Annotated in this window: 8 protein-coding genes; all 8 read left to right on the top strand. The window is 49.4% G+C overall.

The window, feature by feature from the left end:
• The first annotated feature begins 203 nt into the window (after positions 1-203).
• The 8 genes from AC1S8V_RS23770 to AC1S8V_RS23735 all read left to right on the top strand — a co-directional run bounded on the left by AC1S8V_RS23770 (position 204) and on the right by AC1S8V_RS23735 (position 14,633).
• Positions 204-2,609 carry an AraC family transcriptional regulator gene (locus AC1S8V_RS23770; RefSeq protein WP_482071027.1) on the top strand — a complete coding sequence of 802 codons (2,406 nt, stop codon included), beginning with the start codon at positions 204-206 and terminating at the stop codon, positions 2,607-2,609.
• A 332-nt stretch (positions 2,610-2,941) separates the two neighbouring features.
• Positions 2,942-3,871, top strand: coding sequence for an ABC transporter permease (locus AC1S8V_RS23765; protein WP_482074569.1), 930 nt, complete (start codon positions 2,942-2,944; stop codon positions 3,869-3,871).
• Positions 3,872-3,883: 12 nt separating this feature from the next.
• Positions 3,884-4,771, top strand: a complete 888-nt coding sequence (locus tag AC1S8V_RS23760; protein WP_482071026.1) for a carbohydrate ABC transporter permease — start codon at positions 3,884-3,886, stop codon at positions 4,769-4,771.
• Between the two features lie 18 nt (positions 4,772-4,789).
• Complete coding sequence (locus AC1S8V_RS23755; protein ID WP_482071025.1) at positions 4,790-6,298, top strand: extracellular solute-binding protein; 1,509 nt, start codon at positions 4,790-4,792, stop codon at positions 6,296-6,298.
• A 239-nt stretch (positions 6,299-6,537) separates the two neighbouring features.
• Positions 6,538-9,888, top strand: coding sequence for a glycosyl hydrolase (locus tag AC1S8V_RS23750; RefSeq protein ID WP_482071024.1), 3,351 nt, complete (start codon positions 6,538-6,540; stop codon positions 9,886-9,888).
• A gap of 12 nt (positions 9,889-9,900) precedes the next feature.
• Entirely contained in the window at positions 9,901-11,517 is a 1,617-nt protein-coding gene (locus AC1S8V_RS23745; protein ID WP_482071023.1) for a glycoside hydrolase family 43 protein, read from the top strand.
• A gap of 32 nt (positions 11,518-11,549) precedes the next feature.
• Complete coding sequence (locus AC1S8V_RS23740) at positions 11,550-12,371, top strand: polysaccharide deacetylase family protein (protein WP_482071022.1); 822 nt, start codon at positions 11,550-11,552, stop codon at positions 12,369-12,371.
• Between the two features lie 9 nt (positions 12,372-12,380).
• Complete coding sequence (locus tag AC1S8V_RS23735; protein WP_482071021.1) at positions 12,381-14,633, top strand: glycoside hydrolase family 88/105 protein; 2,253 nt, start codon at positions 12,381-12,383, stop codon at positions 14,631-14,633.
• Positions 14,634-14,854: the final 221 nt, after the last annotated feature.

The following is a 14,854-nucleotide window of genomic DNA, read 5'->3' as shown; positions in this document are numbered from 1 at the left end:
CTTCATGTTTGCTATATCTCATTGTAATCCATTTTGTCATGTTAATAAAACATTGGTTAAAAAAATGATCGGTTACAGATCGTTTCATTCACCTGAGGATTGTGCGTATAATACAAGAAAAGGATTACATCCATATATTCTCAGGGGAGTTGAGGAAGTTTCCATGACAGTCAGACCCGATGCAAGCAGGCAGGTGAGCAGCGATGGAACCGACTAGGAGCGATCGAATATTTGGCAGATTCAAACGGTTATCCGATTTGAAGGCAGGAAGACATAAAGGACGATTTTATCGAAACAGCCTCATGCTTATTTTACTCATTGCCAGCATTCCCGGGCTAATCACAGGCATCGTCATGTATCAACAGGTCGTTGGCCGGATGGAAACCGAGTTCAATCAGATGCATCAGACCCAGATCGAGAACCGGGCAAGCAATGTGGATGACCAGCTGGCTTATCTGGAGATGAACTTATCCCATTGGGCTTTTGAGCCAAGGTTTGGCAATGCTTTGCGGACGCTGGATTTTGTGTATTATTTCAATGAAACGCAGGAGATTGTCACTACATTATATGTATTGCAAGGTTCCCACCCGCTGATCAAGTCAGCACAGCTGTATTTGCAGGAACCGAAGCCGATCTTGTTTAACCGGGATTATAACGAGTTGAACGATGATGCCAAAGTACAAGCGTATGATCGTTATCTCTCCATGGGCAATCATGTGTACTGGACAGACTGGGTACCCGGCAACAACAGTGGTACATCCTCTACGTTGAATGATAGTCTACTGCATACGGATGCAGGTAATGCACTGGTTCTTGTACATAAGATTCCGGGCGAAAGCATCAACCCATTCGGTGCACTGATCATCACACTGGATAACGAGAAAGTCGCCAGTTTATTGAAAACGCTTACCCCATACGACGAAGGTTTAACGTTCCTAATGGATCAGGAAGGAAACACATTGGTTACCGGGAATCCGGGAACGGCGGGAGAGACTTCTGCTTTTGAGCAGCAGCTAAAAGAAGAAGTGGCCCTGCATGCGGGTAGCCGCTCATTCCTGTTCCGATATGAGGATGAGACCTATTCTGTCTCATACGGCTCATTGAGTCGGATCGATTCAGACTGGACTTACGTCTCCGCAGCACCTCTGACCTCAGTCACTTCGCCAGTCAAGCTGGTATCCAAAATCATCGTCATTGCAAGTGCAGGCAGTCTCATCCTTGGATTATTGTTATCCTGGTTTGCTTCCCGCCGCATCTATTCGCCTGTAGCACGGATGCTGCATCTGCTTACGCCTGGCAGAAACGAAACAACACCAACGGATGCCAAGCTGGACGAGTTTGAGCTGCTGGAGCAACAGTGGAACGAACTGACCTCCCGCAGTGTCGCGGCACATCGCCAGTTGCAGGAGCAGCTTCCTCATCTGCGCGACAGTTTTGTTTTACAACTTGTACAGGGACATCTATACGCCTATAACGAGCAGGATCTTCAGCAGCGGATGCGTCATCTTGGCTTTGAACTGGAGGGCCAGCAGTTTTTGCTGGTGCAGATGTATTTTACGGGATATGAGCAGCTGCAAGGCAGATTTGGAAGCCAGGACACGGGATTAGTCACCTTTGCAGCAGTGAATATCACTCAGGAAGTGGCGAAAAATTATTTCAGGCAGATCAGTGTCATGAACTTTCATGACCTGTCTTCCGCCATGCTTGTGATCGCACCTCAGGACGAACCAGTAAAGTCACAAGCGCTGTTATGGGGACAGGAACTGGTGGAAGTCATTGGACAAACGCTCAAAATGAAGGTGACCTTGATGATTAGTCGCCCAGCAGCTTCACTTCAGGAACTGCCCGGACGATTCGTCGAGATGGAACAGGCCGTGGCTTATCGCAGTGTGGAGGAAGGAAGTCAGATTCTCGATCTGGAGGATGAGGAGTGTTTCCGCAGAAACGAAGCAGCTTCCTATCCGCTTGGGCTGGAACGGGAGTTGTTACAGGCGGTCAGGCTGGGCAAACAAGCCGAAGCAGAACGTGTGCTGGAACAATTCATGAGTGAGATCACACGGATGGGAAGTACCGAATTTCAAGTGCAGCAGATGATGCTTCAATTGCTCGGCAGTATTCAGCACATGATGCTGCAAACGGGGGTCACACCTTATAAGCTGTTTGGTGGTAGCAACATGTATGAGCGACTATCCGGTATTCGTGAACCTGTACAGATGAGACAATGGATGATGAATGAGGTATTCATGCCGTATATACAAGAGGTTGAGATACGATCGCAGGAACCGCTGAAACTGGTGGTAGAACGAACGATGTTGTACATCGATACACATTACCGCAGCGACATTTCGCTGGAAAACTGTGCTGACGAGGAGCAGATGACACCCTATGCACTGAGCAAGGCATTCAAACAGGTATCAGGCATCAATTTTATTGATTATCTGACACGTGTGAGAATGGATGCGGCGAAGCAATTGTTACGGGAGACAACGATGAAAATCAACGATGTTGCAGCGGCGGTGGGATACCAGCATAGCTATTTTAATCGAATCTTCAAGAAACAGGAGGGAGTCACACCGAGTCAGTATCGCGATCAATGGTTCAGACAATAACCGTTTATATCTTTGTCATTTCAGACCGGCATTCAGCTTTAGCGGATGCCGGTTATTTCTTATTCTACCTTGATACAAAGAAGGATAAACCTGCAAAAATGTGCAATTCTATCTGCTACGTTATGTTCAATTTCTTGTGGGAATGGCGTTATAGCGGGCTTTTCGGCCAACATGTCGTAGCAATGCAAAAAATGAAGGTTGCCGGAAAAAGAGCGGCTGTATAGTCTGAATATCAGATATATTGATAACGCTTACATCGTTGAGGGAGGGGAGACATGATGAACGGGAAGACGGACTGGAATACCAACGCCACTGTAACTGCTCAAGCGGATATGGCTACAAGGCCAATGAGACGAGAGTCTAACTGGAAAAGGCAGATCAAACGAAACAAATGGTTATATGTGCTTGTGCTTCCCGGATTTTTGTACTTTGTCATCTTTAAATACTTGCCCATGTGGGGGATCGTCATTGCCTTTCAGGACTATCAGCCTTTTCTGGGGATACGAGAGAGCCAGTGGGTGGGGCTAGAGAACTTTACGAACTTCTTCTCCAATCCGGATTTCTTCCGACTATTGCGCAATACGCTGGTCCTTGCCCTGTATGATCTGATCTTCTTTTTCCCGGCACCGATTATTATCGCTTTGTTATTAAATGAAATTCGGGTCGCTTTCTTCAAAAGAACGATTCAAACGCTGGTTTATGTACCCCATTTTGTATCCATGGTAATTATTGCTAGTATCACGTACGTGTTCCTGACTCCGCAAGGCGGGGTGTTATACGACCTGATCGCCTGGATTACAGGCAAGCCTATCGATGTCCTCTCCAGTCCGGGTTCGTTCCGTCCGCTCATTATTGTACAGATGATGTGGAAGGAGATGGGATGGGGCACGATCATTTTCCTTGCAGCCCTCGCAGGGGTGGATACGGAACAATATGAAGCCTCCATTGTGGATGGCGCAGGACGGTTGCGGCGGATGTGGCATATCACACTTCCCGCAATTCGCACAACTATAGTCATTTTGCTCATTCTCAGACTGGGGAACTTCCTCGATACCGGATTTGAGCAGATCTATCTGATGACCAACTCCCTCAACCGGGATGTCGCAGATGTATTTGATACGTATGTGTACACGGTGGGGATCACGCAAGGTGCATTCAGTTACAGTACCGCTGTTGGACTATTCAAGTCTGTGGTGGGGATCATTCTGGTGCTCGGCAGTAATAAACTTGCGAAAAAATTCGGTCATCCCGGAATTTATTAAGGAGGAGCGCCCATGAACAGCCGTCTATACAACAGCCCTGCCGGCAAGGTATTTGATATCTTCAATTACGTCATGCTGGGGATTCTGGGCATATTAACCGTCCTTCCTTTCCTGTATATTATAGGGAATTCTTTCGCAACGGAATCCGAGATCACCGAACGCAGTTTTTTCCTCATTCCAAAGGTGTTTTCCTTCAGTGCATATGAGTATATTTTCTCCTCGTCCACGATCTTTCGCAGCATTGGTGTTTCCATTTTCATCACGGTGGCAGGGACACTGGTCAATCTGTTCTTCACATTAACGATGGCCTATCCACTATCCAGAAGTGACTTCTGGGGCCGTAACGTCATGATGAACATGGTGATCTTCTCGATGTTATTCGGCGGTGGCATGATCCCAACGTATCTCGTCATTCGTGGACTGGGACTGCTCGATTCCTACTGGGCTCTTATGCTTCCTGGCGCGATCAGCGCTTTTAATTTAATTGTTGTCAAAAACTTTTTTCAGCAAATGCCGCCCGGGCTGGAGGAAGCGGCCCGCATCGACGGCTGTTCCGATCTCGGGGTACTATGGCGAATCGTTCTGCCTTTATCGAAGCCGGTCATTGCCACGTTTGCCTTATTTTACGCCGTGGGCCACTGGAACAACTTTTTCTCGGCACTCCTCTACATTTCCGATAGTGACAAATGGCCGCTGCAAGTCATGCTGAGACAGATCGTATTGCTCTCGCAGGCCAGTGTCGGAGATATGGCGAACATGGACCCCAATTTTGTACAGCCACCAGAGCAGTCGATCAAAATGGCGGTGATCGTTGTAGGTACCATTCCGATTTTGCTGGTGTATCCGTTTTTGCAGAAGCATTTTGCCAAAGGTGTCATGTTAGGTTCAATCAAAGGCTAAAGCCAAGGGGGAGAACGTATGGGACAAAAAACGGGATTCAAAAAAGGTGCACTGCTACTCTCTGCGTCACTGGTACTTAGTACGATTCTGGGAGCATGCTCCACAGGTGATAAAGGTTCTGGTGAAGCAGCCGGAGGAGTAACGGATCAGATTACAATCATGCTTCCGAACTTTGAAGCGGAGAATCCGCCGGATAACAGCCCTGTGATCCAGAAGCTGGAGGAATTGACACAGGTGGATGTTAATCTTCAATGGGTGCCGAGCAGTTCCTATGAGGATAAATTCAATATCACACTGGCTTCGGGCAAACTTCCGCAAATTATGGTCGTATTAGGGAAATCACCGAGCTTCATCAATGCAGCCCGAACAGGAGCATTCTGGGAACTAGGTCCTTATCTGAAGGACTATCCGAATCTGAGTCAAATGAATGAAATTATCACCAACAACGCCTCTATCGATGGCAAAACCTATGGGATCTATCGGGCTCGCCCTCTGGGACGTAATGGGGTGACTATCCGCAAGGACTGGCTGGAGAGTCTGGGGCTGGAAGAGCCGAAGACGATTGATGAATTTTACAATGTATTGAAAGCGTTCACGAAGGATGATCCGGACGGTAACGGCGAGGATGATACGTACGGTCTGGTTGCCAGCAAATTTACGGGCCCGTGGGATAACATGCAGGTATGGTTCGGTGCGCCCAACAAATGGGGAGATGATGGCAGCGGTGGTCTGATCCCGGCGCATGAGACACCAGAATACATGGAAGCATTGAAATTTTTCCGTCAAATCTATAGCGAGGGTTTGGTCAATAAAGACTTTGCAGTAATGGATGCGACGAAACTGCCTGACCCATTTGTGAATGGGCAAGCCGGTGTCATGGTCGATGTGGCAGATAATGCGCAGCGCATGGACCAGAAAATACTCGATAAAGACCCGAATGCGACAGGGCGTGTAGATGTGCTACAAGCCATGGAAGGTCCGAAGGGACTGCGTGATATGCCAACGTCCGGATATTCCGGAATGATTGCCATCTCCAAAGGCAGTGTCAAAACCGAAGAGGAACTGAAAAAGGTGCTAAGCTTCCTGGATCATCTCAATGAACCTGAATTGCAGGCGCTGCTCGGGAACGGACTGGAAGGCAAGCAGTATGAGAAAAAAGGGGGCTATATCGTTCCGTCCACAGATAAGTTGGCGCTCCGAGATGTGCAAGGATTGAACCAGATCTTAATGTTTATTCCGGAGGACAAAACGCTTCGCGTGGAACAGACACCTGTTCGGGAAAAGGTTGCACAGGTGCAAAAAGCCAATGAGGAGATTGTTGTCGCCAATCCTGGCGAACCCTTAATCTCCGATGTGTACGCCCAGAAAGGACCGCAGCTGGACAATATCATCAATGATGCACGGATCAAATATATCGTGGGACAGATTGATGAAAAAGGATTCTCAGATGCGGTTGCCCTGTGGAAGAACAACGGTGGAGACGATTACGTCAAGGAAGTCAATGAACTGTACGCAGCACTGAAGTAACTCTATAAGCCAGAGCCCGGTAACCGTACTTTTCAGTGTAGCGGAAAAAGCCGGGCTTTCTCTTATCGCTGTAATGACTTGATCCGTGAACAAAAATTTCATCCAACTTTCTGGAAATTATGACTTCCTGAATATGGTTTTTGATGTATAATCAAAGCGAAACAAACCTATTTGAACTCAAATGAACATTATTGGTAAAGTTTAACGACTACTCTTGAACATGCAGGGAGGAAGGCAACATGTGGAACGGGGATGCATTTGAAAATCCCGAGGCGCAGTACAGGGTTCATCCCTTTTGGTTCTGGAACGGGGATATGGAAGAAGAGCAGATTAAGCGGCAGGTGGCTGAGATGGCCACACAAGGTGTAGGCGGATTCTTCATCTGTCCGCGTCAGGGACTACAGATTCCCTATCTCTCTGAAGCATGGTTCGACAAGGTGCGGATTGCAGTGCAGGCAGCTGCCGGCCATGGCATGCAGGTATGGTTATATGACGAATATCCATATCCAAGCGGAATGGCTGGCGGCGAAGTGACCCTTGATTTTCCTGAAGCAAAGCAGCGTCAGCTCATACATCATCAGCTGGTGGTTCAGGGCGGAGAAGTTGTGGATCTGGAGTTGCCATGGGGGCGAGTGTTGGTTGCAAAGGCAATTCCCAAGGATGCACAGGGCAAACGGATGTGGCATGAATCCATCGACTTGTGCAGCAAAATCGGCAATATCCAGACCGACCAGGTATATCAGGAGACCGGATTAACGTCGTATAATCGCAAGCGGTTTTTTACCTACCGAACAGCGTTTCTCCTGTTGTGGGAGGCTCCCGCGGGTGATTGGGAACTTGTTGTTTTTCAAGAGAAAGAGATCGATGATTTCAAATATTACGGCAACTTCGTTGATCCTTGCCACAAGGAAGCGATGAGTCGTTTTATTGAACTGACACATGAGCGTTATAAGTCAGCGGTTGGAGAACAATTTGAAAGCGTAATCAAAGGCATGTTCTCAGATGAAATCGCACCGCTGGGCCGTATCCCCTGGTCACCACAGCTTCCCCGTTATTTCAGTGAGCGTTGTGGTTATAGTTTGATCGATTCGCTACCGGCTCTACTATATGGTGATGTTCCGGACGCGCATCGGATTCGGTATGACTATTACCAGTCACTGCATCTGCTTCTCAGGGAGTCCTATCACAAACAGGTGCATGATTGGTGTGAGGAAGCAGGAATCCAATATGCGGCAGAGGTGCCTGGCGTACGGATGACCACCCAGTTGTTCAGCCATATGCCTGGCGGTGATTCGGCACATGAGAAAATCGGACGATCCTTATCCTGGATTCTGGAACGCTACGGCCAAAAGATGCGTGACAATCCCAAGATGGTGAGTTCTCTTGCCCGGCAGCTGGGTCGAAGCCGCAATCTGATTGAATGTTTTCACAGTGTGGGCTGGTCCATGACGCTACAGGATGCCAAGTGGATGATTGACCGCATGGCCGCCATGGGCACCAATTTTTATAACTTTCACGCTTTTTTCTATACGATTGGCGGGCTTGCAAAGCATGATGCACCGCCATCTCAATTTTTGCAGAATCCCTACTGGAAGCATTTCCGGCAGTTGGGGGATTACACCGGACGTTTGAGCTATCTCATGAGCACCGGAGCAGCAGATATTCGTATTGCCGTGCTTGACCCCACGACGACATTCTGGAGTCTGATGGGGAATCCGCTGCATGGATTTGAGTACAGCGGCGAAGACGAAGCCGAGCGGGTACAACTGGATCGTCTGACGAAGGACTGGATGCGGATCACGACACATCTGCTCGAAAACAGACGAGACTATGATCACCTTGATCCCGAATTGTTGGCTGAAGCTGAATTGACGGATGGCATCATTCAGATTGGTATAGCCCGTTATGATGTGTTGATCCTGCCACCGATGCTGAATCTGGAGGCAGCGGCCTGGGAACAGGTGAAGAGATTCGTTCAGCAGGGAGGAACCGTCATTTCTGTTGGGATGCCTCCGCATATTGCGATCCAGCCGGGAAGTCCGGAGGGAGATGAAGCCGCCCAGTTCTTTGGAGCGGGCGAACAGCCGCAAGAGGTTTACTGGGGCCGTAGCGTGACAACAGATCATGATAACCGTGAAACTATGTGGCATCAGGGAGAGGGTAATGCCTACTTTTTACCCGCAGGGACGGGCCAAGGAGATGACTTTTCGCTGGAACTGATCTCTCTCCTGCTCGATCAGGTATTGCCGGAACCGATCTGCTGGATCATGGAGGAAGAAAGTGCATCCCTGCTGATGCATACCCGTCAATTGTCCGATGGGGAGCATATGGTTTTCTTGACCAATCAGGAGGGGCAGCAATTGAAGGGTCAATTGAAGCTGGTTGCCAGACAGCTGTGGGATGGAACGGAGCTGTCAGAGGGTGCTTGTCTCGTGGCAGAACGACTTGATCTGGAGACAGGGCAGCTTAAGGCATTACCGTATACGAGCAGTGGCGGGGAATGGTGCATTTCACTCACGCTTGCGCCATACGAAGCCCATGCTGTACGCCTTACTTTACAACCGGCGACGGAAGAGGCATTAACAACGAAGGTGGATGAAGCAGATCCAATAGGTTTGACGTTCGGAACGGATGCTTCGGTAGGAGCGAATCAAGCCTATGAGATCAGAGTCCCTTCAAAAGGGCCATGGCGACTGGAAACGGTGCAGCCTAACATCTTGCGAATGGGACAATTCCATCTTCGGGCCTCTAATGCTAATGGAATAATTCTGGAAAGCCAGCATGTAGCTGTAAAACCATTTATTGATCAGGCGGCAGAATTATCGGAGCAGCATCTGCCAATCCAGTTTAGTCAGGTATTTGGCACACCGAAAAAAGCATCCGTTGTATACCCGATCGAGTGCCGATACACGAGCACATTTGAGCTAAGAACGGCATTGCCTGCATGCCTGTTATTCATGGACAGAGCGGCGATCTCAGGCACCTGGTCCATCGAGATTAATGGTCAACTCATTGAAAAAGAACAATTCCATCTCATTGAAATAACCGACCACACGAACATCGCTTGTAATATCGCGGAGCTGCTTCGCAGCGGCCTTAACGAAATGACGGTAATTGTGCAGATAACGAAAGATGAGCATGGCATCGTTGATCCCTTGTATCTACAAGGAAGATTCGGCGTGGAGTTCCATCATGAAGGCATGGCTTCACTCGTGCGCGAGCCCGACACGGCCCTTCGCATCGGACCTGAACCTCAGCCGCTGTATCCCCATTTTGCCGGGGAAATGAGTTATAAACGCACGTTCTGGCTGGATGAATCAGAAGAGGATGCTACCATCTTCGAGCTGGAATTTAGGGATTGGCGAGTGCAGGATGTAGTGGAAGTGCGGGTGAACGGACATAGTCTTGGTGTACGATGCTGGTCTCCGTATTGCTGGAAGGGGGATACCTCCTGGCTGCGTGCGGGAGACAACGACATCGAAGTACGTGTTACCAACACGTTAATAGGCCTGCTGGAAGGTACGTACTTTGATTCAGAACATCATCGATTGCAGGATGCAGGTCATGTACCTGCTCAAGAATTCAGATGAAGGAGTGAACGCATGAGTACAACCCAATCTGACCAACAAAGACTGGACCCGGTCTGGGTCGCAGATCAGGGAGACGGTACATACCGCAATCCGATTCTGCATGCGGATTATTCGGACCCGGACGTGATTCGTGTAGGAGATGACTTCTATATGACGGCTTCGAGTTTCTCCCATACTCCGGGGCTGCCGATTTTACATTCGAAGGATCTGGTGAACTGGAAACTTGTCCGATATGCCATAGAACGGCTGGATCTGCCAGGGTACGATGTACCTCTTCATGGCAAAGGCGTATGGGCACCCAGCATTCGGTATCATGACGGAAAGTACTGGATTTATTTCAGTACACCGGATGAGGGCATCTTCATGACCACGGCGGATCACCCTGAAGGCGAGTGGTCGCCGCTGCATCTGGTTCATGCAGTAAAGGGCTGGATTGACCCTTGTCCTTTATGGGATGAGGATGGGCAGGCCTATCTGGTGCATGCTTTTGCTCATAGCCGTAGTGGAATCAAAAGTAAAATTCAGGTGTGCCGGATGGCTGCGGATGGAAGAAAGCTTCTGGACGAAGGCGTGATCGTCTTTGATGGGACTGAACATCATCCGACCATTGAAGGGCCGAAGTTCTACAAGCGTGAGGGATATTATTATATCTTTGCTCCGGCTGGAGGTGTGAAGCCGGGGTGGCAGACGGTTTTGCGCTCCCAACAGGTATTTGGGCCATATGAGGATCGGATTGTTATGCACCAGGGATCTTCCTCTGTGAATGGGCCTCATCAGGGAGGATACGTGGAGCTGGAATCGGGGCAGTCCTGGTTTATTCATTTTCAGGATCGGGATGCCTATGGCCGCATTGTTCATCTACAGCCGATGACGTGGACGGAAGACGGCTGGCCTGTCATTGGAATTGACTCTGAGGGCACGGGAACAGGGGAACCTGTGGGTGTGCACATCAAACCAGATGTAGGAACTTTCTATCCGATCACTGTACCTGAGGTATCCGATAATTTTCAGGCTGATCGTCTGGGGCTGCAGTGGCAATGGCAGGCGAACTCCCGTCCTGAATGGGCTGAGGCAGGTACAGAAAGAGGGATCGTATTGCCTGCTCATCCGTACCCGGAGGGCGTTCAGTCTTTGTTTGGTACACCTCATCTTCTCTTACAGAAGCTGCCTGCCTCTGAATTTGAAGTGACAACCCAGCTCACGTTCTGGCCTGGGCAAGAAGGGGATCAGTCAGGTCTCATCATGTTTGGTGATTCGTATGCAAGCCTGTGTCTGTTACAGACAGAAGACGGAACCATTCGGTTATCGCTGATTCGCGGAGCCAAACGCGCAGACAGCCATCTGCATGCGGAAGAATGGGAGGAAACGGGACTGGACTGGGAGGGCCAGGGTTCGCAGGCAACCGGCTGGACCATTCATCTTAGGCTTACCCTGACAGAACCTGCTTTGTGCCAGTTTAGCTGGAGTGAGGACGGAGCGGAGTTTCAGCCGATCGGTACACCGTTTAACGCAACAACAGCCCTCTGGGTTGGCGCGAAGATGGGCATCTATGCCGTAAACACACGGTTTGCGAATCGTGGAGGTCAGGGTGTTTTTCGCTATTTTAACGTGAAGGAAATTCAGAAATAGGGAGCAGGAAAAGAAGCAGGAGGAGGAACAAGATGGGACATCGTATTCAGTTTGACCGCTATCCAGGTGGTGTGATGAAAGCGTTAACGCTCAGCTATGACGATGGAGTGGTACATGATCGCAGACTGGTGGATATCTGTAATCGGTATGGACTGCGGGGAACATTTAATCTGAACTCTGGTACCCTGGGCAATCCAGGCCGTATCGATCCTGGGGAAGTCGCGGAACAGTACGCCGGACATGAAGTAGCTGTTCACACCGTTACTCACCCTACACTGCCTTATGTTCCGAATGAATTGCTGACCGAAGAGATTATGGAGGACCGAAAAGCGCTGGAGAAGCTTGTCGGTTATCCGGTACGAGGCATGGCCTACCCCAACGGAGGATATGACCGTGCGTTAAGTACAAAGCTGGAGTGGCTCGGCATTGATTATGCCCGTACCGTTGAATCTCATGGCAGATACACGTTGCCAGACCGCCCCCTTGAATGGCATCCGACCTGTCATCATAACCATGATCTGGCGGCTCATGCCGAACGTTTTATCCAACATTCCAAAACAGGTACACCACTATTACTCTACGTCTGGGGTCACAGTTATGAGTTCAATGACAACGACAACTGGGAGATCATCGAACAGTTCGGTGAGCAGATTGGCGGCAGGGACGATATCTGGTATGCCACGAACATCGAAGTGATTGCCTATTGGAAAGCGGTGCAACGACTGGAGTGTTCGGCCGATCGCTCCATCATCCATAATCCGTCTGCCAACCCGGTTTGGTTCACAGCAGATCAGCAGGTTGTTGAAGTGCAGGGCGGAGAGACATTACGGCTAAGCGAACGAATCAAGGTATAAGGAAGGGAGTTGACGATCATTCGTTATTTTCATGAGAACGAGGCGATTGCAGGCAAGGTGTACGATTCAATTCCGGATATATTGACAACGGTGGCTCAGCGTTATATTGGCGATCATCCGAAACATTCCTTTTTGTTCAGAGCTTATCATCAGGGAGGTTTTCGCAGGTTAGGGGATTATCGCTACGACCTGAATCTGAATGAGAAATGCGTAGAGGCGCATGCAGGGCAGTACGTGTATGTATGGGGCAAGTTATGGAGTGAGCAGAATGCAACGTTAAATACAGGCCTGAACTGTTATAGTCCGGTGACGATCTATGTGAACGGTGAAGAGGTGTTCAAGTCCGAGTTGTTGCAGGAGTTATTTCCCGAGCGAAGAACCCAGATTCCGATTCCCGTTCACTATGGCTGGAATGATGTGTTGCTGTGTTTTGTCAAAACAGAAGTGGGATTCGGCGGTATCTACGGAACAGCCTCTTTCAAAAATTTCCCGCTGCACTTCCTCACTCCTGGGGCAGATCGTCAGGGTCAGGAGGGCTGGTTATATTCAGAACCCGTCGATGAACCTGTATCCTCTCTTCCTCGTGACGGCATGACGGAAGAAGAAACGGACCTTTCCTGGTATCCGCGCAGGGGCTGGACGGAGGCAGAAAAGAGCAGGGGCTGTTTCGCCAGAATTCTGGCCGCTGCATCGGGCACAACAGATTCAGCAGAATTATCTGGTGCTGAACAGCCCGCTGTGGCCTACGCATGGTCCAGACTGGATGTAACCTTGCCAGGATCAACGCCAGTTATTTTACAAGGCCGTCATGAAGGAGCTTTGACCCTGTATGTGGGGGGGACAGAAGTATACTCTGCTGGAGGTAGCGGTAAATTCCACGTTGAACTTCCGCGCCGTTACGGTTCATCGGATCTGGTCGCAAAAGGTGAAATTCAAGCACTTGGTGGCTCCTGGGGATTCACATTGGAAGATGCCGAGCGTTCGGGATCTACAGGCTGGAGACTGAAGCCTCCTCATCCGGTTGCGGGATGCTCTGACCCCTGGCTGTACACAGGTGTGTTTGCTCCCGGCGCTGAGCCATCCCACGCCGACATCGTGCGAACAGATACCGTATTTGATAATGGCACACAAGGTGTGTATTGGCGCGTAGATCTTCCCGACACCCACGTTCGTCCTTACCTTGAGAATACACATTACGGGAAGTGGAATTATCCGCTCGGCGTTACCCTGCTTGGACTGCTCCAAACGGGACAGGAATTGGGACGTGATGATTACATTCAGTATGTGCGGCAACATATTGAACTGAGTACTTCATTCGACCGTTATGGTCTGTGGGATCGGGAAGGGTACGGTGCGGCAGGAATCAATAATCAGCTGTCTGCGATAGACAGTCTGGATGATTGCGGTTCGTTTGGATCTACACTGCTAGCTGCGATGGAGTTGGGCGATATTCGTGGGGGAAGAGACACCGCGGATCGGATTGCAGGCTACATCACGGATGAGCAGGAACGTCTGGAGGACGGTGCCTTTTACCGGGTTCGCGGCAGTGGGGAGATGCGTCAGGAGACGATGTGGTGTGATGACTTGTACATGAGTACACCGTTTCTGATGCGTTATGGTCAGTTAACAGGAGATACGGATTATTGGGATGATGCGGTCAATCAGTTCCTGATGTTCCGTAAATACCTCTACCTTCCCGAACAACAGATCATGTCCCATGTGTATGATTTTGTGCGTGGTCGGGCGACAGGTATTCCATGGGGACGAGGGAACGGCTGGGTGCTCTTTTCATTAACCGAACTGTTATCCATCCTGCCGCATGATCATGTGAAACGGTCGGAACTGCTAACTTTCTATCGTGATTTAAGTCAAGGTTATCTGGCGCTGCAAGGGGAAAATGGACTTTGGCATCAGGTGCTGAACCGCCCGGATTCATATGAAGAAACCTCCTGCACATCCATGTTTATCTACGCCTATGCCCGTGGTATTCGGGAAGGGTGGCTGGAACAGCCTGAGCCCTATCTGGAGGCGGTATGCAAAGGATGGGAAGGCATGACGCGTTTGTCGATTGACTATAAAGGTAATATATACGGGGTATGCCGGGGTTCCGGGTACTCGTTTACCGCCTTGTATTATCGCGATGATCTGGGATGGAATCTGAACGATACCCACGGGATCGGCATTGTGCTCCTGGCTGGCATTGAAGCGCATAAAATGAACCAGCAGCTCCGTCAGAGGCATATATGTGAAGTGCATAATTAATTCGAAGCAGAAGGCTTGAGTTAGACAGAATAAATAGTATTTTTTAAAATTTTAATTAAATAATGAGGAGAATTATACAGTATGTGTATTTGAACGAAGAAATCGATCACTTGCTCTTTGAAGATGAATCGATGATTCAAGACGGCTAAGCGATTCAAAAAAACGGGTTTATTGGCGGCAAGTAGATAATCATTCGAATAACAGGCAAACACCGCGGGTGT

It is taken from the genome of Paenibacillus sp. B46(2026) (genome assembly GCF_056786355.1).
Note: the sequence above shows the minus strand (reverse complement) of the source record. Positions and strands in the feature narration are given on the sequence as shown.

Coding starts and splice junctions, on each gene's coding strand:
- AC1S8V_RS23765 (WP_482074569.1), top strand. CDS start 2,942: ATGGCTACAAGGCCAATGAGACGAGAGTCTAACTGGAAAAGGCAGATC.
- AC1S8V_RS23760 (WP_482071026.1), top strand. CDS start 3,884: ATGAACAGCCGTCTATACAACAGCCCTGCCGGCAAGGTATTTGATATC.
- AC1S8V_RS23770 (WP_482071027.1), top strand. CDS start 204: ATGGAACCGACTAGGAGCGATCGAATATTTGGCAGATTCAAACGGTTA.
- AC1S8V_RS23740 (WP_482071022.1), top strand. CDS start 11,550: ATGGGACATCGTATTCAGTTTGACCGCTATCCAGGTGGTGTGATGAAA.
- AC1S8V_RS23745 (WP_482071023.1), top strand. CDS start 9,901: ATGAGTACAACCCAATCTGACCAACAAAGACTGGACCCGGTCTGGGTC.
- AC1S8V_RS23755 (WP_482071025.1), top strand. CDS start 4,790: ATGGGACAAAAAACGGGATTCAAAAAAGGTGCACTGCTACTCTCTGCG.
- AC1S8V_RS23750 (WP_482071024.1), top strand. CDS start 6,538: ATGTGGAACGGGGATGCATTTGAAAATCCCGAGGCGCAGTACAGGGTT.